16 protein-coding genes are annotated in these 22,553 nt (G+C 48.5%); 8 read left to right on the forward strand and 8 right to left on the reverse strand.

Going from position 1 to position 22,553, the window contains the following annotated elements:
* Nucleotides 1-211: 211 nt before the first annotated feature.
* The gene (locus tag MHB49_RS06705) at nt 212-1,531 is read left to right on the forward strand and encodes a glycoside hydrolase family 125 protein (protein WP_405155540.1); all 1,320 of its coding nucleotides are present in this window, start codon (nt 212-214) and stop codon (nt 1,529-1,531) included.
* A gap of 305 nt (nt 1,532-1,836) precedes the next feature.
* On the opposite strand, the gene MHB49_RS06710 is transcribed toward MHB49_RS06705, so the two are convergent.
* Complete coding sequence (locus MHB49_RS06710; protein WP_405155541.1) at nt 1,837-2,892, reverse strand: Gfo/Idh/MocA family protein; 1,056 nt, start codon at nt 2,890-2,892, stop codon at nt 1,837-1,839.
* Between the two features lie 80 nt (nt 2,893-2,972).
* Complete coding sequence (locus tag MHB49_RS06715; RefSeq protein WP_405155542.1) at nt 2,973-3,860, reverse strand: sugar phosphate isomerase/epimerase family protein; 888 nt, start codon at nt 3,858-3,860, stop codon at nt 2,973-2,975.
* A gap of 130 nt (nt 3,861-3,990) precedes the next feature.
* Here MHB49_RS06715 and MHB49_RS06720 point away from each other — a divergent pair, with 130 nt between their 5' ends.
* The gene (locus tag MHB49_RS06720; RefSeq protein ID WP_247901120.1) at nt 3,991-4,878 is read left to right on the forward strand and encodes an AraC family transcriptional regulator; all 888 of its coding nucleotides are present in this window, start codon (nt 3,991-3,993) and stop codon (nt 4,876-4,878) included.
* A gap of 126 nt (nt 4,879-5,004) precedes the next feature.
* Here MHB49_RS06720 and MHB49_RS06725 read toward each other — a convergent pair whose 3' ends face one another.
* Entirely contained in the window at nt 5,005-5,688 is a 684-nt protein-coding gene (locus MHB49_RS06725) for a serine/threonine protein kinase (protein WP_405155543.1), read from the reverse strand.
* A gap of 233 nt (nt 5,689-5,921) precedes the next feature.
* Here MHB49_RS06725 and MHB49_RS06730 point away from each other — a divergent pair, with 233 nt between their 5' ends.
* Nucleotides 5,922-6,839, forward strand: a complete 918-nt coding sequence (locus tag MHB49_RS06730) for a PD-(D/E)XK nuclease family protein (protein ID WP_405157060.1) — start codon at nt 5,922-5,924, stop codon at nt 6,837-6,839.
* 168 nt (nt 6,840-7,007) lie between these two features.
* Here the strand turns inward: MHB49_RS06730 and ald are convergent, their stop codons facing one another.
* Nucleotides 7,008-8,141: an alanine dehydrogenase gene (ald, locus tag MHB49_RS06735; protein WP_247901122.1), complete on the reverse strand. Its 1,134-nt coding sequence runs from the start codon at nt 8,139-8,141 to the stop codon at nt 7,008-7,010.
* Nucleotides 8,142-8,331: 190 nt separating this feature from the next.
* On the opposite strand from ald, the gene MHB49_RS06740 reads away from it, so the two are divergent.
* Entirely contained in the window at nt 8,332-10,002 is a 1,671-nt protein-coding gene (locus MHB49_RS06740; RefSeq protein ID WP_247901123.1) for a PucR family transcriptional regulator ligand-binding domain-containing protein, read from the forward strand.
* Between the two features lie 55 nt (nt 10,003-10,057).
* Here MHB49_RS06740 and MHB49_RS06745 read toward each other — a convergent pair whose 3' ends face one another.
* A complete protein-coding gene (locus MHB49_RS06745) occupies nt 10,058-10,342 on the reverse strand; it encodes a hypothetical protein (protein WP_405155544.1) in 285 nt (94 codons plus the stop codon).
* A gap of 347 nt (nt 10,343-10,689) precedes the next feature.
* Here MHB49_RS06745 and MHB49_RS06750 point away from each other — a divergent pair, with 347 nt between their 5' ends.
* Entirely contained in the window at nt 10,690-12,762 is a 2,073-nt protein-coding gene (locus MHB49_RS06750) for a hypothetical protein (RefSeq protein ID WP_405155545.1), read from the forward strand.
* A 159-nt stretch (nt 12,763-12,921) separates the two neighbouring features.
* On the opposite strand, the gene MHB49_RS06755 is transcribed toward MHB49_RS06750, so the two are convergent.
* Together MHB49_RS06755 and MHB49_RS06760 are read right to left on the reverse strand one after the other, a co-directional pair.
* Nucleotides 12,922-14,616: a sigma-54 interaction domain-containing protein gene (locus MHB49_RS06755; RefSeq protein ID WP_405155546.1), complete on the reverse strand. Its 1,695-nt coding sequence runs from the start codon at nt 14,614-14,616 to the stop codon at nt 12,922-12,924.
* Nucleotides 14,617-15,182: 566 nt separating this feature from the next.
* Nucleotides 15,183-16,106: a proline dehydrogenase family protein gene (locus MHB49_RS06760; protein WP_247901127.1), complete on the reverse strand. Its 924-nt coding sequence runs from the start codon at nt 16,104-16,106 to the stop codon at nt 15,183-15,185.
* Nucleotides 16,107-16,349: 243 nt separating this feature from the next.
* Between MHB49_RS06760 and pruA the strand changes: the two genes are divergently transcribed.
* A complete protein-coding gene (pruA, locus tag MHB49_RS06765; protein WP_405155547.1) occupies nt 16,350-17,897 on the forward strand; it encodes an L-glutamate gamma-semialdehyde dehydrogenase in 1,548 nt (515 codons plus the stop codon).
* A 120-nt stretch (nt 17,898-18,017) separates the two neighbouring features.
* Nucleotides 18,018-19,331 carry an RNA polymerase factor sigma-54 gene (gene rpoN / locus MHB49_RS06770; RefSeq protein WP_405155548.1) on the forward strand — a complete coding sequence of 438 codons (1,314 nt, stop codon included), beginning with the start codon at nt 18,018-18,020 and terminating at the stop codon, nt 19,329-19,331.
* Between the two features lie 158 nt (nt 19,332-19,489).
* On the opposite strand, the gene MHB49_RS06775 is transcribed toward rpoN, so the two are convergent.
* Entirely contained in the window at nt 19,490-20,923 is a 1,434-nt protein-coding gene (locus tag MHB49_RS06775) for an aspartate ammonia-lyase (protein ID WP_247901130.1), read from the reverse strand.
* Between the two features lie 322 nt (nt 20,924-21,245).
* Between MHB49_RS06775 and MHB49_RS06780 the strand changes: the two genes are divergently transcribed.
* Nucleotides 21,246-22,523, forward strand: coding sequence for a methyl-accepting chemotaxis protein (locus tag MHB49_RS06780; protein WP_247901131.1), 1,278 nt, complete (start codon nt 21,246-21,248; stop codon nt 22,521-22,523).
* Nucleotides 22,524-22,553 lie beyond the last annotated feature (30 nt).

A 22,553-nucleotide genomic window follows, 5' to 3' on the forward strand; every position in this document is an offset into this window, starting at 1 on the left:
CCAATGAGCCAGTTCAATTTATATACAAAAGCTGATCAAACTTATTTTTTTAATGAACCATCCGTTATGAATTGACGATCATCTTCCGGCACAGTAAACTTACAAATAATAATGTTATTATAAATTATGATAACGAAAATAACAACAAGGTCCAATAAGTACAACCATGTAAACAAATATAGCAAACTTCATTTCAAAGGAGACGACATCCATGGAACAGTTCAGATTACCGAAAATCCCCATGCCGCATTTGGAATTGCCGCAAGCTGTGCGGGACATTCTCACCGAGGCTGAGGAACGGCTACAGCATAGACCCAGATTGCTGGCACAGTTCCGTAACTGTTTTCCCAACACGCTGGAAACGACAACAAAGCTATTGGATGATGGAACAACCTTTGTTATTACAGGGGATATCCCGGCCATGTGGCTGCGTGATTCAGTGGAGCAGGTAATGCACTACGTTCCGCTGGCAAAAGAAGACGAACAGCTGCAGCGGATCATTGGGGGGCTCATCAAACGGCATACGTTCTATGCAGACATCGATATCTATGCCAATGCGTTCAACGAAACGGCTAATGGATGGCATTGGGATGCGAATGATGAGACAGAGATGTCGCCTTGGGTCTGGGAACGCAAGTTTGAGCTGGATTCACTTTGTTTCTCCATGCGGCTCGCCTTTGCGTATTGGCGTGAGACGGAATTGACGGATATATTTGACGAGCGTTTCAAGAGGGTGATGCAGAGCATAGTCAGTCTGTGGAAAACGGAGCAGCGTCATGGCGAGCAATCGCCATACCAATTCATGCGCCGGAATTGTCCAGCTCATGATACGCTCCGCAACGAAGGATTGGGGATGCCGGTAAACTATACCGGGATGATATGGTCCGGTTTCCGCCCAAGCGATGATGCATGTGATTTTCATTATAATATTCCGGCGAATATGTTTGCAGCGGTGACTTTGCGCCAGATGGGGGAGATTGCGAGGTGGGTTTTCAGGGATGAGAAGCTTGTCAGCGAGATGGCTCATCTGGAAGAAGAAATACGACATGGCATTACCCTATACGGTACTTACCGTCACCCCGAGTATGGACAGATCTATGCTTATGAGACGGATGGTTACGGCAACTTTTGTCTGATGGATGATGCAGGTACCCCAGGACTTATGTCCATTCCATATTTCGAGTATGCTTCCACCGAGGACATTGTGTACCAGAATACACGCCGATTTATTTTGAGTAAGGAAAACCCGTTTTATTATGAAGGAAAAGCAGCCAAAGGGATCGGCAGCCCCCATACGCCACCCGGCTACATCTGGCATATGGCGCTGTCCATGCAGGGTTTGACCGCAGACAATGATAAGGAAATGCTGGAGATGATTGATCTGCTGGAGAACACGGATGCAGGCACCGGGTACATGCATGAAGGCTTTCATTCGGATGATCCGAATACGTTCACAAGGCCATGGTTTGCCTGGTCGAACAGTCTATTCTCACAGCTTGTGTACAAGGCAATGAAAAAAGGAATTCTATAAATGATACATTTTCAAAAAAATGACTGCCTGCAAAGCAGCCGTTCCGGTTACGAATCGTTCTTTCGATCGCTGTTATCCCCGGATTTCCTGATCGACTTTTGTAAAGTCGAAATCCGGTGATAAAGGCGAACGCTTTGCTTCTTCAGAATCGATTTCGTCCCCTGCACTACTGTTGCGTTTAGGCATAACTATTTTTTTGTAGATATCATTTCTAGAATAGGAGACTAGGTAAAAAACAAGCCAAGCCCAAACTGCAGAAGATTCGCAGTTTGGGCTTGGCTTGTTATGAAATGAAGAGCTCAACACTATACAGTCCTCATCAGATCGGCGATGAGCACCTTTTGCCCTGTGCGGGCACTTTCGAGGGAGGCAAGGACCATGGCCATACTGAATTGGTTATCACTGCAATCGGTCTCAGGCAGCTGCCCGGATTCCAGTGCAGTGAACATGTTTTCGAGACAGCCGTGATGTCCCGTTTTCTCCATGACAGGCAGCTGCCCCTCAATCCGCTCACACGGTTGGAAAAAAGACGGTTTGCCTTCCGCATCCAGATGCTGTGCCGAGACAACTTCAGCATAAATGTCATCATGTCCATCCCAGATGGCGGTTCCTTTTTCTCCGGTTACGCGCCAGGATGCTTCCCATGAAGTAGGTACACCTTCTGCACACCAGGACCCGCGATAGTTAAATACGGAGCCATCGGACATTTCAAAGATGCATAATGCCATCGCATTGCCCTTATACCAGGAGCCTGGGGGATTGAATTCGTGGCAGTACACCGAGACCGGATTGGCACCGAGAATATATCGTGCCTGGTCGAAGGTATGAATCGCCATATCCAGCAGCAGTGGACTATCCATCAGGTCACGAAAGCCTCCAAAATGCGGCCCAAGGAAGAAGTCTGCTCCTGCAAAACCGACCTGACCAATCGTTCCGTTGGAAATCAACTGGCGATAAGCACGAATGCGTGGATCGAAACGGCGATTTTGCATCACAGCCTGAATATTTCCCGTACGGCGTGCAGTCTGAACAATATCTTCGCAGTCTGCGAAGGATTCGGCCAGCGGCTTTTCACCAAAAACATGGCACCCTTGTTGTAACGCCGTCAGAGCAATGCCATGATGGCTCGCCGGAATGGTCACATCAAATACAATATTGGCATCGGTTGCCCGAATGGCCTCGCTGATATCCGTAAACGTGGGACAGGAGAGGCCGTGCCGTGCAGCGAGTGCGGCGGCAGTCTGTTCATACAGATCGACAAGCCCTACAATTTCCGTGTCCGGCCTTTGCATGGCGTAATCGACCCAGGTGTTCGCCATGGCTCCACAGCCTGCCACAACTACCCGATAAGGATGACTCATCCTATCATCTCCTTATTCTTTTCATTTTCTATGTTCGTGCAATGGACATCATGCCACTTGCCACTCAATGTGAATCCGTTCTATACCGGATTGGGAACAAAATCTCCACCGCGGCATTGTTTTAGATATCTTAGTGCGTGCACCTGTCCGGTCATTTCGAGTTCATCTTTGTAAACAGGATCATGCCAGCCTTCAATATCGATTGTTCCCTGATACCCGTTTTGTCTCAGAATCGTGATGATGTCAGACCAGTTGGTATCTCCGAAACCGGGCGTACGGTGCCAGACGAATTCACGTGGACCGTGAACGCCATATTCTTTGACAATATCCCAGGCAATCGTGGCATCTTTGCCGTGCACATGGAATACTTTATTAGCCCACTTGCGGAGCTGTGGAATCGGGTCGATCAGGCTGGACATTTGATGGCAAGGCTCCCATTCCAATCCGATGTTTTCAGTGGGAACCGCATCGAACATCATTTCCCAGGCTGTTGGGTTGTGCGCGATGTTCCAATCACCCGTCTGCCAAGTACCACCCATATCACAGTTTTCAAAAGCAATGCGTACACCCTGGTCTGCTGCCCGGCGTGCCAATTCTCCAAACACTTCCTTGAACCGTGGAATCGATTGGTCAATCGGTTGATTGGTCAGTCGTCCGGTGAACCCGGAAACGATATCCGCTCCGAAGAGATGGGCATGGTCAATCACCCGTTCCCAACTGGCCAGTGTATCAGCATTATCGCCGGCTCCGGTGAGCGGATTTCCAAACACACTTACTGCAGAGATAACAATTCCTTGTTCGTCCACAATTTCACGGACACGTTTGGCTGTTTCGGCGAGGTCCAGATCACCTGTTGTTTGCCAGAAGGTCAGATTGAAGGATTCGAAGCCGTGTTTCATGATCTGTGGAATGATGCGGACTGCGTCGTGCCCACCTACGAGCGTGCCTATGCGTAACGGATTATTCATGGTTGTATTTCACTCCAATATTGGCTTATAGTACTTCGTGACACACTCATTATAGCCGGGTGTCTGCCGGATGGCTCTATACAATCTTGTGCAATATTAGTCTGATCTTGTGGGGGGAGGAGGAGACAGTGTGTTGGATCTGAAAGCGCTTCACGAAAATACCCGCATTGACCATAAATCTCATCCATTTCAGCTGTTCCAGAATCGTTGTTGGGGCATGAAAACGGAGGAATGCATTCTGTACCTGCACTGGCATGAACACTTTGAACTGATTTTGATGCGGAAGGGCAGTGCCTTGTTTCATATCGACAGCAGGCCCTATGTGGCTCAAGCCGGTGAGGTCATTATCATTCCTGGAGGAGCGCTGCATGTCGGGTATGCTCTGGAGGAAGGGGATATCCACTATGATTCGGTTGTGCTCAACAGTGCATTATTTCATGATTTTACCCATGATCCCGTTCACTTGAAATATGTTGCGCCGTATCTAGAGGGAAAGGTCAGGTTTCCGGTAAAACCAGCGGAGCATGACATGGCTTGCCAAGGCTATTACTCCCTGTTGGATGAAGCCATTGAGGAGATGGCCTCACAGCCGCTGGCCTACCAACTGGTTGTGAAGTCCAAGCTGCATGCCTTGTTCACACTGCTTGCCCGTACATTTATGCCACACCAGCTATCTGAAAAGACAAGGGGATCGTATTTCCCCAACCGGGAACGATTCAAGCATTTGATTGAACAGATTGAGGCGGAGCCGACAGAAAAAATATCCGTTACCGAGGCAGCCGGTCAGGTGGGGCTAAACACGTATCATTTTTGCAAAATGTTTAAAAAACTGACCGGACGCACCTTTGTGGAATATGTGAACGGGTGCCGAATGACGAAAGCCGAACAGCTGCTGCAGGAGAGCAGCCTGACCATTACCGAGATCGCTGCCCAGGTTGGCTGTGAGAATGCTAACTATTTTACGAAGTTGTATAAACAATACAAAGGGATGACACCCTCGCAGGGGCGGCTAAAATAGGAAGGTCTTGCGGTCAACAGGGTACAAACAAAAATCCGGATCACCGCCAGAGATGTGCGAGTAATCCGGATTATTTTATGAATATCAAATATCAGAACAAACATTTGATCTGTTGTATAAACATGCTTATTTCATGAATTTAGAGAATAATCGATTAGCCTTTTTGGAGAGGTCGTCCAACTTGATATTGGCCTGATCCAGTTGATTGTATCCCCATTTGATCGTTTGCAGCATGCGAGGGGATATGGGCGTACCTTTGATCCGCGGATAAATGTTGTGATAGGCCCAGACGAGATGCTCCCAGCGATTATCGTTGCCGTCCTGAATATACTCCGAGACGTCGATGACTTTCCCGCGTCCGTTCTGAAGAATTACATTTTTCAGATGAATATCGCGAGGGTTCAGCCCGCGGCTGCGAACGGCTTCTCGCGCTGCGTCTACATCGAGCATTACCTGCTCAGGGACCGGGATTCCTTTTTCCAGACATTCGAGCAGGGTATCTCCCGCTTCAAAACTGATCACAAGAATATTTCGGCCGCTGCCGTAATAGGTAGGGAAATAGGGCAGGCCTTTGAGCTGCTCATATACCTGTTTTTCATTTTCCAGTTTGTCCAGGGCATGATCTGAGTACACCTTAAAGGCGTACTGCGGCAAGCCGTCATACGTAAATACCGCCGCGTCTGTTCCTGTGCCAATACAATTCAGTCCTTCTACATGGCCAATGATGTTCACGAGCTCATTCCGGTCGCTTCCGATGACTTGGATTTGTTGTAATGCCTCTTCCGCCTGGAACCAATCCGGTCGATTCATGGGTGGTGCCTCCTTTTAGGATATGCCTGTACTTTTTTAGTATAGTATGTGTTCCGTTCTGTAATTTCATCTTTTGATGATGTTACTATATAAACGTTACGCATTGAATCGGAAACGGTTGCGGATAGAAGAAAATTACAGAAGGGCGCTTGCGGCGTTTTTGTCCTTTCCTATATACTGTGAGCATCAAGGGATCTCATGTAGATCCGGCATACAGAAAGGCAGAAGTTCTTATGGCACAATACCCGCAGTGGTCTTATTCGCAGTCGCGGGCGAGTATGTTCGATGAGTGCCTGCGCAAATATTATTATCATTATTATGGAGCACATAACGGCTGGAAGGCAGATTCGGCTGATGAGATGCAGGTACGTCTGTATCGATTGAAGCAGCTTAGTAATCTATACCTCGTATTCGGTGATCTCGCGCATCGGATGTGTGAATCGGCGGTTCGCAGCAGAGAGGAAGGCAAAGATAAACCGCGTGAACACTTTCTGGAACAGACGATACGCAAGCTGCTGAATCAGGCGTATGTGGAATCGATGGATCAGGATCAGTGGCGGCTGGACCCCAAGAACCGGGTGATGTTATCCGAGATATATTACGGGGATGACACGTTGAATGACCGAATCGCGACGATTAAAGAGCGAACCTCGGCCTGTGTCGGTAATCTGTACCGAACACTTACGTGGGAGGACCTGTCCCGTGCGAGTACGGTTATTTTGGAGATCGAGAAATGGGACACCATGATGCTGCACGATACGCGTGTGTATGTGAAAATGGACTTGTTATACCGCCGCAGCAACGGCAACATCGTCATTGTGGACTGGAAGACGGGCAAAGAGGATGACTTCTCGGATCAGTTGATGCTGTATGCATCCTATGTGAGAGAGCATTACCGGGTACCTCTGGAGCAGATTGAGCTGCGGGTGGAGTACCTGTTAACCGGGACACACCGGGAGTTTACGGCAACGGAAGAAGATATTCTTAAGGTGGAGGAGAGCGTAGGACGGTATATTGCGGAGATGCGCTCCTGTGTGGATGATGAGTATTACAACCGTCCTAAGGACGTTTCGTATTTCACCCCAATGCCTTCACGCCGTGCTTGCCGGGATTGTAATTTCCGCGAAGTGTGCAGTGAACGTGTAGTGTAGTGTAGTGTAGTGTAGTGTAGTGTAGTGGGGCACCGTAAAGAGAACTCATTCCTATTTCATGTAAAAAAAACGAGAAGCGCCAGCATGGACAGAATCTGCCCGGACTGGCGCTTCTATTACGTTCCACAGGCCGGCCACAAGGTGCCAGGTGGAACGGTCATATCCAGATTACTGGACTGCGGCGGTATTCTCCAGCGCCTGTCCTGCGGGTACATAGGCATGCCCGAGATCCCGGGCAACGGCCTCATACGTGATATGTCCATTCAGCACGTTCACCGCGCTGCGAATGGATGAACTGCCGCGAATCGCGGCGGCTGCACCGTGGTTTGCCAGCTGCAGCGCATAAGGCATGGTGGCGTTGGTCAGCGCCACTGTAGACGTGCGCGGCACCGCGCCAGGCATGTTCGCTACCGCGTAATGCACCACACCATGCTTCACATAAGTCGGTTCATCGTGGGTCGTGATATGATCAATGGTCTCTACAATCCCGCCCTGATCAATCGCCACATCCACAATGACCGAACCTGGTGCCATGGTGGTAACCATTTGCTCGCTGACAAGGGTTGGCGCTTTGGCGCCCGGGATCAGCACCGCACAGATCAGCAGGTCGGCAGCCGCAACAGCTGATGCAATATTGGATGGACTTGATACCAGCGTATGAATCTGATTGCCGAAGATATCATCCAGCTGGCGCAGACGATTCAGATTCAAATCGAGGATGGTCACATCCGCACCCAGACCAATTGCAATTTTGGCGGCATTCGTGCCCACCGTGCCGCCGCCAATAATCACAACCTTGCCACGGCTTACGCCGGGTACCCCGGATAACAGAATGCCTTTGCCACCTTCTGTTTTCTCCAGCAGCTGCGCTCCAATCTGAGCCGACATGCGTCCGGCAACTTCACTCATGGGGGTAAGCAGAGGAAGCGTACCGTTGACCTCCAGTGTCTCATACGCAATGGCAGTTACCCGGCTTTCAATTAACGCCTTCGCCAATGCGGGTTCCGCTGCGAGGTGCAGGTAGGTGAAGAGAATCAAGCCAGGACGAAAATGGGCATATTCACTGGCAAGGGGTTCTTTGACCTTGATGATCATATCTGCCTCTGCCCACACAGGTGAAGCTGTATCCCGAAGCTCCGCTCCGGCCGATTGATATTCGCTGTCTGTGAATCCACTGCCGAGTCCCGCGCCACGTTCGATCATGACCTGATGTCCGGCTCTGACAAAATCAGCAGCTCCGGATGGGGTCATTGCTACCCGGTTTTCATTGTTTTTGATTTCTTTCGGAATTCCGATTCTCATTGCCATGCACCTCGTCCATTTAATGGTTGTTAGCTTATACTACAAGTTTATGACCTGGATAACGGTTTTGCACCTTACCTCATGTCTATCTTTTATGAATTTGAATCAACAAAATGTCGATAAAAGACTATTCAGGACATTTGTCCATCGTTTATAATGTAAGAAAAAATGACACTATGAGGGATTGATATTGAGAAATGACCGCGTATTTACGATAAAGGATATTCTGGCTCGCCCTGTCTTTGCCAAGGCCCGGCTTGCTGCGGGGAAAGAAGGAACATCACGTCAGGTCGGATGGGTCCATGTATTGGAGATTACCAATGTTTCTCCATTTGTAAGCCCCCATGATCTTATTTTATCCACCGGACTATGGCTTCAATCGGAAGAAGGACGTGAAGAATATCTGCTCCAGCTAATCCGGAGCGAGGCGGCGGGGCTATGCGTGGAGTTTGGCACGAGTATTCATGGCATTCCCGAAGAATTGATAGAACTGGCTGACAGGCATCAATTCCCGCTTATCGTGTTTGAGCAGCCGGTCCGTTTCGTAGAGATTACGCAAGATATTCACGCGTTACTGATTAATCACCAGCACCAGCTGCTGAAGAGTCTGGAAACCTATTCTCGTCAGCTTCAACAGCGAACATTACAGAGTACAGACATGTCGGCTGTGCTTAATCTTCTGCATGAATACGCGGTCAAGCCGGTTGTGTATATTTCGTCCATGGAACCGGGCAGTTTTGTCCCGGAGCTGTCTTCGGAGACACAGCAAGCGATCTACACATGGTATGAACAGGAGGTTGAGCATCTGGATCTTAATGATTCAGACACCGAGTTATGGTTCCATCTGGACGAGGAGCAGGTGTTACTGTGTCACCCGGTTGTATGTTTTGGACAGGTTTTTTCCGCTGTTGGCATGGTTGTACATCCTTCAGCACCCGTCGAGTATCTTAAGCTGCTGCTTGATTATACGGCGAAGGCTGCGGCGGCACTGACTCTGCGCTCTCAGTTTCTGGAGGAGAAGATGGTGCGCAACCAGAATGAGCTGATCCAGGATCTGATGAACGGTAATATTCTTCACGAGGAGCAGGCGCAGACCCGAATGGGACTTCGTCTGCTGGTGAAGGGACAGTACTGGTTTGCAGGCGGGGTTATTGAGATGGAGCACCGTCTGAAAGGTATCGGCCGTGAGCGAATGGAAACCAATCATCAGGATATTCTGGTTCTGCTGCGTTCCTTGCTCAAAAAGAACAATCTTTCCAGCCTCATCATGCTGAAAAATAATCAGGTATATGTATGCTGTGCCAAGGAAGAGAGCAAGACATCCACGCGAAATCAACTGGTAAAATCACTTGAAGGTATTATTGGTGATGTGAAGAGATTTGCAAGTCGCAACCTGAAGCAGGTTACGATCCATGCCGGATTTGGCAAGGTTCGTAACCGTTTAACAGGATTGCCGGACAGTCTGCGGGAAGCGTATCAGGTCATCGAAGTTTCACGATCCGTAGATCGGCTGGAACATATTCATTTTTACGAACGTATGGGTATATATCAAATGCTAAAAGCATTACCTCAATCGTTTCTGCAGCCTTTTGTGAATGACCATCTGGGCGTTCTGATTGAATATGATCGGACACATCATCTAAGGCTGGTGGAGACCTTGGATGCCTTTCTGCAAAACTTCGGTTCCAAGCGGGATGCTGCTGCTCAATTGTTCATACATCGGCAAACCTTGTACAATAGATTGGAGAAGTTAGAAGAATTGATGGGACCTGACTTTATGGATCAGGAAAGAAGAATCTGCCTGGAGATGGCCTTGCTTGCTCATGCCATGATCGAGGAGGAACAGGATTTCCCGTCTTGATGGATCGGGCTGGAAGACAGTCCAGACTGTGCAATCATAGAAAGATGTGCACAGTCTAGCAATTTTTGCTGATGCGACGAGTGTGTCGTGAGGCTCTTGGTAATACAGGGTTGCCAGAAGCCGGACGGCGGCCCCGGAACAGTTTGGGTTGGCCGGAGGAGGGTGCAAGGGATAAGGAGGTGGGAGCGGCCAAGCGATAAGGCGAAGAGCTGCGCTCCGGAAGAGCCTCCGTCTCCATTTTTTTGGATGAAACAACGGTTTGACGCAACCATTCATCAAATCGCTCGTAGTTGATTCCTAGTTGTCCGCTCAGATTACAGATATCGAGGTTTTTTCTCACGCAAATCCGCCTTTCCTGGAATATCGGGCTGTATAGGTTCTGGAAGGGAAGCATGAAGTTCGAAATGAGTGGATGTTCATGGACTTCAGCAATTTGCATCATGCGAATTGCCCAATTGATTGGTGTGCCCGATCGGCGGAATAATTGATAATGATGAATAGCGGTGTGTGAAAGGTTGTATGTAAACCGATTAAATGTTTGTATACCGCTGTATTGTGAGTTTTTCTATAATTTGGCTTTTATCTAGATTTTATCACTTCATATGTAACTGTGCGTCTCAATATAGTCTCAACTTGTGAGAAAATAAGGTAGATGGAAAGTACCAGTATCTAGTACGGAGGACACAGATGGAAAACAGTAGTGAGGTTCAATACGACAGCCACTATGGTCATGGAAAACGTTTTGTGGGTCGAGCCAGGGAACTGATGCTGTTGGAAGCATGGCTCGGAAATCCGGAAGCACCTTTAACCATTTTTTCAGTTACGGGCATGGGAGGCATCGGCAAATCTTCCTTGCTGTCCGAGATGTTGTCCGTTGCTCGAAACCAGGGAGCGACCGCCATATGGATGGATGGCAGATCCTGCGGCTCGACACCGTCAGTTTTTTTGGAGTATCTCTCCTCTACATTGGGACTTGAGACCATGGAGAGTGATGGTAACTCGCGGCCATTGAGCCTGCTGAATCAGCCTTCAGTACAGAGGCGGCTGGTCCTTGCTGTGGATAATTATGAAGAGCTGGCTCTTCTCGAAAGTTGGTTTATGGAAGTCTTCCTATCCAAGCTCCCTTTATATGGTGTACTTATCATTTTGGCCTCAAGGCCGGAGCCCGGTTCAGCGTGGCGGACACATCCAAGGTTGCGGCAGCGCCTCGTACAGATGCCTCTCCAACACTTTACGGGTGAAGAAGTGTCCGAATATATTGCGGTGGCAGGATCATTAAATAAGAACTTGGCCGGGACGATTGCGCGTATGACAGATGGACATCCGCTCGGGCTGGCGCTTGCTGTGGAGGCTGCGGATCAGCGCAGGAATGTTCCCTTGTCCGATTGGACCGAATTGTCACAAATGATTAGTGCAAGACTGCTGCTTGAATTGACGCTTCCCCGCCTGCATCCGATGGTAGAGGTATTAACTCTGCTGGAAACAGCAAATCAGGAATTGCTCGCATCCGTGCTGCAAACAGAGGTGACGCTTGAAGAATACAACGTCCTGAGGCGGATGTCGTTCATACGTTCTGGTCCTAACGGATTGGCGCTGCATGATATGGCCAGACTGCATCTGCTTCGGGATTTTCGCCAACGTGAACCGCAGCGTCTGCAAGCCATGCGTGTGCGAATAGCAGGGCTGCTTAAGCCGCTGCATGAACAAGCGGGTCCACATGAGAGACGCCAGATTACCAGGAAAATGCTTCTTTTGTGTCAGGAATCCATGCTCCAGCATCGGAAGTACGCTGATGTATCGGCGGATTCACTATTTTCTCCCTTGGAAGTGATGCGAAAGGAAGACTTGCCGGCACTACAAAAATTACTCCAACAGTGGTGTGAATATAGTGTAGAACCCTGGCAGGCGCCGTCTTACCCTGCTTTTTTAGACGAACTCGCACAGCGTTATCCTGAAGGAATTGTTTTGATGCGTGACAAGGAGGGCGATCCGATCGCGATGTTTATTACGGTGCTTGTGCACCGGGAGAGCAGCGGGATGTTGACCAACTATTTTCCGGCCGAAATGCAGGAGTGTTTCACACCGGAAGAGCTGGATTGCGACCCGGACCAGACGGATACTCACTTTGCAGTACTCGCTGCAGCAAGGGATGATGTGCCAGGTTACAAACGTGAAGAACTCGTGGGTTACATGTCTCTGGACCGGTTGTCCCTATTGGGGGAGGGGGCCCGGGTCATACTGGTCGCAACCAACCCGTATCTGAAGTTGTTTTTGCAGAGTATTGGTTTTCGGAGTAAAAGAGCACGTACACGTTTATGTGACCTGTATGCAGATCAGGCATATGTGCTGGATCTGGATTTGCGCAGTGGACAATTCGGTGACTGGGTGATGTCCCTTTTGCTTCCGGATACGAAGGGCGGCGCGTTACAGCAGTGGACATCTGGTGGTGTCAGCCGGGAACCCTGGTCCGAGCAGGAGGTGCGCAAAATGCTGACTCATCTGCATTCTCCCGGAGAATTGCATGAATACGCAGCGCGGGTGGATGGTGTGACGGATGGAATTTATCTGCAGACGCATATCCTGGGTCTGCTGGAGGGGCGGATTCATGGTATCTCCCAGCAGGATCAGATGCTGCTACATACAGCTTATTGGACACATGCTGGCAATCCAACTGCCGCAGCGCAGGCATGCTCAATGAGCCGGGCGACATTCTATCGGCATCTGCGATCTGCTCTGGTTCGACTGGCAAGAGTGCTATAGCTAACCGTTTTGCTTTATAATAAACGCAATCATATTCGAACCCTTCTGGTCCGGCTTCCACGTTCAGAATGATTCTGTATCTTCATGAGCTACAACCCACTCTTCATCAAGGCTTAACCATTCTATGAAACATTCATTATAACGACAAGAAGAGGCTGGTCATAGACCAAGCCTCTTCATGCGGTTATAGAGTGTTGCTCTGGAGATACCGAGCTGTCGGGCGAGCGTTCTTTTATTGCCACCGGCGGCTTTCAGATACTGCAGAAGGAGTTCCGACTCATAGGTATCCAACTGCTCCTGATAGGAAAGGGTAGAAGAATTCGGGGAGTTATCCATTTCTCCTACATGTGATGGAACTGATGGGTCAGCGCTGCCAGGGAATGGAGAAGAGTTTGATGCCAGGTCAGGCTGTGGATGAAGCTGTACCTCCTCGTGTAAAATGGATTGTCCGTGATCCATGGATGGAATAAAGGTGTCGGGCAGATATTCGGGCTTGACCTCGCCATCCGTGGTGAGAATGGTGATCCGTTCGATCACATTTCTTAATTCCCGTACGTTACCCGGCCAGTCATACTGGAATAACAGCTTGAACACTTCAGGAGGAACCAGTTCAATATGACGATTATAGAGTAAGGAAAACTCTTGCAGGAAGGTCTGTGTCAGCTCGTAAATATCTTCCTTGCGCATACGCAGGGGAGGAATGACGAGATTAATGACATTCAGTCGATAGTAGAGATCTTCCCGAAACTGATTGCGGGCAATCATGCTTAACAGATTCTGATTGGTAGCGGCGATAATCCGGCAGTTTGCCTGTTTCATGCGTGTTCCGCCAACAGGGAAGTAACTTTTCTCCTGCAATACTCGCAGTAACTTCACCTGAAGTTCCAGCGGCATTTCACCTATTTCATCCAAAAAGAGCGTGCCACCTTCGGCCAGTTCGATTTTCCCTTTTTTTCCCTTTGGATCAGCTCCTGAAAATGCACCCTTTTCGTAGCCGAATAACTCACTCTCAAACAATGAACCGGGAATAGCCCCGCAGTTAATGGCGATAAACGGCGCTGTCTGCGGTTCACGCAGGTCGTGAATGGCTTTGGCAAACAGCTCCTTGCCCGTGCCGCTCTCTCCAAGAATGAGCACAGTAGCTGAGGTAGTACTGATCTTGCGAATAGTCTCCAGACACTGGTTGATTACCGGACTGCTGCCCTTGATTCTGGCGAACGGATCGGAATCCGGGCGCAGACGGGCAACGGCTTTCTCCAGATGCTGGACTTTGGATGTCATATGTAATAACTCTTGATGCAGACGGATTTCGGTTGTTATATCCACTTCGGCAGCAACCGCGCCTACAATACGTCCATCGAGCTGCACCGGACGTGCATTAATCAGGGCGAATAGATCGGGCCTTGGCTGGTGCTGCTTTCGGTATACGGTTTCCCCTGTATATAACGTCTTGAGCGATTGAAGGCGGTCAGGGGGAAAGAAGTCAGCTGCCGGTTTCCCGATGATATCTTCTTTTTTAATGGAAAAAACATGCTCGGCACCTGATGTCCAGTAGATCACCTCAGCTTCTTCGTTAATCAATGTCAGAGCTGAGCCTGCCGTCTCCAGTGTTGTCTCAAAATAAGCTTCCATAAGCCGATGGGCATGGATCATTTCTTGCAGAACATCGGATACAGCGATATAGCCCAATAGAGGTCCTTCATCCTGAATGAACAGATAAGGACTTGTGTTGAATAGCGGTAATGCTTCTGCCAACGTTGTAGAGGAAGGGATTACGGTCATGGAGAGTCCTGAATCCAGGGTACTCATGTCTGTACGTAATAAGGTCATCAAATCTGGAAGTAAATGTTTCATCGGAATCACCTCAGTTAGGGCATAACTTTTCGGAAACTACATCTGTAACACAAGCTGCTTGCAAGTGGTCTGCACAAGAAAAAATTAAGGTAATGAGGGTTATCCATATTATAGCTTTCAAAATGTATTGTGTATATATTTTTTGACATGAAGCGTACATGTTGTCGGAGTGGAAGAGAGAGGTATTGGTTATTTAATTTTATAATGCGCTTTCATTTCTATAGCTTAGGAGTTGTTGTGGATTCATAAGGATAGATCGGAATTTCAGGTGAGTTGTAAGTTATGAAAACTAACATATAATATGATCGTCGCTACATAAATTCTGAGCACTCAGGCTCAAGCGGGGCGGTATTCATGCAAGAATATTTAAAAAGTGTCCAGGAGAATGGACATTTTAAATTGGGGATGCTCATTTTTTAGACATTAAGAGTTGAGTCGAGGAGAAGAAGAAGTTGGATTCTCCGGAATGCTGTGCAAATAGAAAAAACCATGTGCCCTGAAAGAAAATGACAGCATGGTTTTTGTTCTTGTCGTTGTGTTTTATATAAGTTAATTCATCCGGAAGTTTATCTGAACATGTTTTTGACCACCATCCAGAGATTTGCTGGTTTCTCGGCCAGACGGCGGGTGTAGTACGGGTACCACATGGTTCCATAGGGAACGTAACAACGAATACGGTATCCTTCTCTGGCCAGGCGTTCCTGTTCGCCCATACGCAAGCCGTACAACATTTGAAATTCAAATGCATCCGGGGAAATGCCCCGATCCTTCGCGTATTGTTTGGTCCAGGAAATAATGTGGTCATCATGTGAAGCAACCGCAGTGTATACACCCTGATCGAGATGATTGCGAATCATCGTTTTGAATTGATCAATGACTTCTGAGGTGTTCTGATAAGCTACGGATGCAGGTTCCTTGTAAGCGCCTTTGACCAGACGCAGGCGGATTCCTTCCCGAATCATATCACGTGTATCTTCGACGGTACGATGCAAGTAGGCTTGTAATACCGTTCCTGTATTGTCCAGACCTTCCGAGTGTAAACGGCGCACAATATCTATAGTTGCTTGGGTAAACGGGCTGTCCTCCATATCAATTCGCACGAACAGATCATGCAGCTTCGCTTGGGTGGCAACGGCACGTATATTTCGATAACCTTCTTCAGGGTCCAGCGCAAGTCCCATTTGGGTTGGTTTTAGTGAGACATTGGAGTCAGCGCCCTGACGGGCAATGCCTTCCACCAAACGTATATACTCATCCCGGTACAATGCGGCTTCTCTTAAATGGGTGATACCCTCACCCAGATGATCCAGTGTAGCCATAATGCCTTTGTTGTTGAGTACCCGAATCTCTTCGAGAGCCTCTTCCAGTGTGTTGCCTGCGATAAACTTGCCAGCCAGCTTTTTGCCGTATTTGATGGAGAGATTCTCCACAGCTTTATTACCTGCGACGGTCAGCAGCGTTTTGCGGTACATTTCCGTTCCGATACTCATCGGGTTTCCTCCTTATGGATCATGCTTCTTTAATCAAAGTTATCAAGCAATAATCATGCCAAAGTTGGTCTTCATAGAAGAAAATGGGCAGTGATTTAAACAAAAGATATTTATTTTTAGAAAAAAATCATTCTTCAACCGGAGTTGGCACGGATCTTGCTACATATATTGGGTGATGGGTAAAATGCACAGCAACTCAGGCAAACAGCCAGCGAATCCCCACATCTGAAGGAGGAATCATTCATGAATATCCCTTTTGCTAACGAACCATTCACATCCTTTGCAGTTCCGGCCAACCGGGAAGCTTTTGAGAACGCACTTCGCAAGGTGGAGGCTGAACTTGGCAAGGAGTACTCTATTATTATCGGGGGGCAAAAAATAACGAGCGCCCGCACGTTATCCTCCGTAAATCCTGCGTACAAAAATCAGATCGTCGGAAAGATTTATCAGGCGGATCAAGAACTCGCCGAGCAGGCCATCCAAACGGCTGCGGAAACATTCCGCACCTGGAAGCATACGGACCCGAATGAACGTGCCCGTTATTTGTACAAAGCGGCGGCGCTCATGCGGCGCCGCAAGCATGAATTCTCCGCCTGGATGGTATATGAAGCGGGCAAGACATGGCCGGAAGCGGATGCGGACACCGCTGAAGCTATTGATTTTATGGAGTTTTATGCCCGTGAGATGCAGCGTCTGAGTGAACCACAGCCGCTCACACGCATTGCAGGCGAAGATAATGAATTGAGTTATATTCCGCTTGGTGTGGGGATTGTCATTCCACCATGGAACTTCCCGCTCGCCATTATGGCGGGCATGACTTCTGCTGCATTGGTATCCGGCAACACGGTTGTTTTGAAGCCAGCCAGTACAACTCCGGTGATTGCAGCCAAATTCATGGAACTGCTTGCCGAAGTAGGTGTGCCGGATGGCGTAGTGAACTATTTGCCAGGACCGGGCAGTGAGGTTGGCGATTATCTGGTGGATCATGCACTTACCCGTTTTATCAGCTTCACAGGCTCCAGAGATGTTGGTTTGCGGATCAATGAACGTGCAGCCCGCACCGCTCCGGGGCAGAAATGGATTAAACGGGTTATTGCTGAAATGGGCGGCAAGGATTCCATTGTTGTAGATTGCGACAGTGATCTGGAGTTGGCTGCGGAATCCATCACGGCTTCAGCATTTGGTTTCTCAGGACAGAAGTGCTCTGCGTGTTCCCGCGCCATTATTCATAAAGATGTATATGACGAGGTATTGCAGAGAGTGATTGAACGAACCAAACAGCTGAGCATGGGCAGCCCGCTTGAAGTTGGCAATCAGGTAGGTCCGGTTATCGATGACAAGGCGTATGCCAAGATTACAGAATATATTGAAATAGGCAAGGGTGAAGGACGGCTTGTGCTCGGTGGTGGTACAGGAAACGAGGCAGGTTATTTCATTGAACCGACCATTATTGCTGATGTGGACCCGCAAGCACGGATTTCACAGGAAGAGATTTTTGGACCGGTATTGGCCTTCATCAAGGCAGAATCCTTCGGGGATGCACTGGATATTGCCAATAATACCGATTATGGACTGACAGGTGCGGTGATCTCTCGCAATCGCGAACATCTGGAACAAGCCAGACGGGAATTTTTTGCTGGGAATTTATATTTTAACCGTAAATGTACAGGTGCATTGGTGGGTACACATCCTTTTGGCGGTTTTAACATGTCGGGAACGGATTCCAAGGCAGGGGGCAGGGACTACTTGCTGCTGTTCACTCAAGCGAAGCTGGTATCGGAGAAATATTAAGTTGAAATTGGGTTTGGGCACGCTAACAATCTCTTGTTTTTTATGTTATTATTTCCTGAAAATAGTCTTTATTCTTCAGTTTATTGGAGTTGCTTGAGCAGCACTTAAGGGGGGAGACGGATGTTAGGATTTCAGTTGGTGCAGGATGGGCGCATTCGATTATCCATTACGCCGGAGATGAAGCAATCCATTCATCTGCTGACCATGTCGGGTCAGGAATTGGCTCGTTTTTTGCAGGAAGCTGCAGATGAAAACCCGGTGCTTGAGTTAGAAGAGCCTTCTGCCCTGCGCCCGCGCACTCGTCTTCCCCGACGATTGAATCAGGGGAGGTTCTCCTCTCATGATTCGCTGTTACAGGTAAAAGGAACCGAACCTACACTTGAACAATTGTTAATATCTCAGATTCGGGCACAGAATCTTCCGTCTGCACTAGAGAAAACAGCTGTATATTTGGCCGGTTGTGTCAACGATGATGGTTATCTGACAATGAATTTGACTGAAGTTGTATTGGCAAAAGGGGTATCGATGCCGGAGGCTGAAGCAGCCCTGGATATTCTCCAGTCGCTGGACCCGGCAGGTGTGGGCGCACGCGATTTGCGTGAATGCTTGTTAATTCAGATTAAACGTGATCCGTTTGCTAACCAGCATGCGGAGCACATGGTGGAGGAAGGTCTGGAGGAGTTGGTTCGTTTCCATCCAGGCAGAGCAGGAACAAGACTGGGAATTTCGTCACAGCAGGCTCAGGCCGCTTTTGAATATATTACTTGTCTGGACCCGAAACCCTGCCGATCCATCGGGTGTACGGAACGTGCACATTATATTATTCCGGATGCAGTTGTGCAGATAAGAAATGATGAGCTTTCTCTACGTTTAAACTCAGCAGGGGTGCCGCGGGTATCACTGAACGAAGCTTGTTGTCGCTGGATCAGGGAAATCGATGCAGATGAGGTCTGGTCTGCTCGGGCAGCAGAAGCGAGAGCCATTATTCGCAGCATACGCATGCGCCGCCGAACCTTGATGCGTGTCCTGGCTGCAATCATGAGCGAACAGGAATCATTTTTGCGTGAAGGTCCTGCCGGTTTGAAACCGCTGAATCTGGCGGTTATTGCCGAGGCTATTGGTATGCATGAGTCGACGGTGAGCCGTGCCGTCCAAGGCAAGTATGTTCAGACACCGCATGGAGTGTTTGAACTCAAGTCTTTTTTTGCATCAGGTCTTGAAACAACGAACGGAGAAATGGCCTCTGCGCCGGCGGTGAAGCTCAGATTGAAAGAGCTGATTCGTTCGGAACGGTCGGACCGCCCATACACGGACAGCCAACTCACAGCATTTCTCTCGAATGAAGGCATCGTTATCTCCCGCAGAACGGTTGCGAAATACAGGGAGGAGCTTCAGATTTTGCCTTCATTTGAGCGTAAACGCTGGGGGAAATGACCATGTGTTAGTAACAAAATCATAACTGAGAAACAAGTAACCCCCGCAAGCCGTGGTAACGGTCTGCGGGGGTTGTTCGTTCCGATCTGACAGCGATCGGAAGGATGTTATGTCATCGGACTGTCAGTGTAAATATTCATTAGTTGAACTTAAATAGCCTACAACCGTTCCATATTACGCAGGAAGTGCTCACCTGCAATACCAGGAGTAGTCATCTGCTCAGGATGCAAAATTTCTTCCAGTTCTTCCGGTGTCAGCAAACCCCGTTCCAGAATAATCTCCTGCAAGCTGTGTCCGGTCTTTAACGCTTCTTTCACAATGGAGGCTGCCACATCATAGCCCAGATGTGGATTGAGAGCTGTAATTACACTGAAGCTCTGCTTCATGATTAATGCACAACGCTCACGGTTCGCTTCCATCTCTTCAACAGCATAACGAGTGAATACATCAATGCCGTTATTCATGATTTTCAGCGATTGCAGCAAGTTGAACGCAATAACAGGGCCCATGACGTTCAATTCGAATTGACCAGCTTCACAGGCCATGCAGATCGTATGGTCATTCCCCATTACCTGGAAGGACACCTGATTGATCACTTCCGCCATGACCGGATTCACTTTGCCCGGCATGATGGAGGAACCTGGCTGACGTGGTGGAAGGCGCAGCTCATTGAATCCTGCACGTGGACCGGAAGCCATCATGCGAATATCGTTACAGATTTTGGACAGACTGACAGCGCATACTTTCAGTGCAGCCGACAATTCCAGATAAGCATCCGTATTCTGTGTGGCATCCACAAGATCCTCAGCCGTGTGCAAATTCAATCCTGTCACATCGGACAGATGCTCCGTTACCTTAATGATGTATTCCGGTTTGGCATTGAGGCCAGTACCTACAGCCGTGGCACCCAGATTGATGGTGAGCAGGCGACGATTTGCGAATTCAAGGCGCTCGATATCACGTCCGATCACGCGCGCATAGGCACCGAACTCTTGTCCAAGACGAATAGGCACGGCATCCTGAAGATGTGTCCGACCTACTTTGACTACATCGTTAAATTCCTGTTCTTTTTTGTAGAACGCATCCTGAAGACGTTTCATCGTATCCAGCAGCGTTTCAGACAAGCGGTATGCAGCAATACGCAAAGCAGTTGGAATCACGTCATTGGTGGATTGGGACATGTTTACATGGTTATTCGGGTTACAGTGGAAGTAGTCACCCTTGTTTTGCAACAACAGTTCCAATCCGCGATTGGCCAAAATTTCGTTCATATTCATATTCATGGAGGTGCCTGCACCGCCCTGAATGGAGTCAACAATAAAATGATCCAGATGATGGCCTTTCATCATTTCTTCAGCAGCCATGACAATGACATCGCCAATTTTGCGTGGCAGCATCTTAAGCTCCATATTCGTGATTGCCGCAGCCTTTTTCACTGCGGCCAGAGCTGTAATCAGCTCCCGGTGTACCGGAACGCCAGTAATCGGGAAGTTCTCTACAGCCCGAACCGTCTGTATTCCGTAATAAGCATAAGCAGGAATTTCTTTTTCTCCAATAAAATCTTTCTCCGTCCGAGTGGACATCGTAGACATTTCGTTCGCCTCCAGTGGCATCCAAAAATAGGTCAACTCCGGCAAGCCGAAGCGCACTCAGTATATCATTTAAGCAAAATGGATGCCAAGCTAAATCATTTCACCCTTCTTGCCGATAAATAATTTAAATTAAGGATATCACCCTGGCAGATTGAAGGTTCGGACAGTTATGACTTCTCTTATTCAATTATGCTCCACTTGGAGGAGAAGTCATGCATGAAGAATAAGATGGGTGGTGGATTTGTCGTTTTCAGTGATCTAAATCACATGTTATTTGGTTATCTATTGGTAAAATAGGAAAAAAGGACTATGAGGTGTGAATATGAAATGGACTTTAGGCGCAAAAACCGTCGCAGGTTTGGTACTGATTTCTCTGATTACGTACGGAACTAGCGGCTTTTTTATATTTTTCCTTCAGGATTGGCTCTCGTTCTCGATGCCAAGCTGGTTGTATATCTCTATCGTGCTCATTATGGGCGTGTGCTGGAACGCGATTCTGGGCTGGTTTGCTTCCCGTTGGTTGACTCGTCCAATCGTACATTTGTCCCGTGCGGCACAACAAGTCTCATCGGGGGATTTGACTGCTGAGATTCCAGAGCGGCGTACGCAGGATGAAATTACTGTATTATATGATGCTTTTCGCGTAATGGTTTCCAATCTGAGAAGTATTGTAAACGATATTACGGATAGTACACGAACAACCTCACAGAACGCTCAGTCACTTAGTGAAGCCATCGCCCAGGCAGCAGAACAGATTGAGATGATGTCCGATGCGGTGGACCATATTGCTGTGGGGGTAGAAGAGCAGAAGACGACTTCACATCAGTCCTTGATTACAGCGGATGAAATGCTGAGCGATTTTCAGCGTATGCACAGCCAGTCGATGGGGATGACAGAAATGTCCAGCCAAATGGAACGTTCAGTCGATCATACGAAGCAGACGTTCTCTTCTCTGATGAAAGGAATGGACGAGCTGACGGAATCCCACAACCGTTCCCGTGACATCATGGTTCTGCTCGAGAAGGAAGCATCCGATATTGAAGTCATTACTCAATCTGTCAAAGACATCGCAGAGGAGACAGGGCTGCTTGCCCTGAATGCTTCCATAGAGGCTGCACGTGCGGGAGAAGAGGGAGCAGGCTTTGCGGTCGTAGCTCAGCAGATCCGCAAGCTGGCAGACGAGAGCAAACAATCAGTGCATCGGATTAATGAGCTGATCAGCCGCGTTCAGCAGCGTATCGGCGATACGGCCCAACTGATTCATGAACAGCATGGTCTGGTTGTGAACGAATCCGAACGAACGGTCTCGGTAGATCAGACGTTGCAGGAACTTACAGGAACGGTAGAAGTGTTTATGAAGGGCGCTTATGAAATCGGATCCAAAATTGGCGAACAAACCAGCCGCGTGGAACAGACGCACAGTCATGTGAAAAAGATCCAGGGGAAAGCCGGATCATTCTCGGATGAAGCGAGACGAATTATGGATGCTGCACATGAAGAGACCGCAATCATGCAGGAGATTTCATCCTCAGCTGAAGAGCTGAGACAGTTAACAGATCGATTAATGGACAAAACGAAAGCATTTCGGATGCAGCCTTGAGCTGTTTCCGGGGTGTTTTTTTGCTTATTA

The organism is Paenibacillus sp. FSL K6-0108 (assembly GCF_045040695.1).
GTDB classification, from domain to species: domain Bacteria; phylum Bacillota; class Bacilli; order Paenibacillales; family Paenibacillaceae; genus Paenibacillus; species Paenibacillus pabuli_B.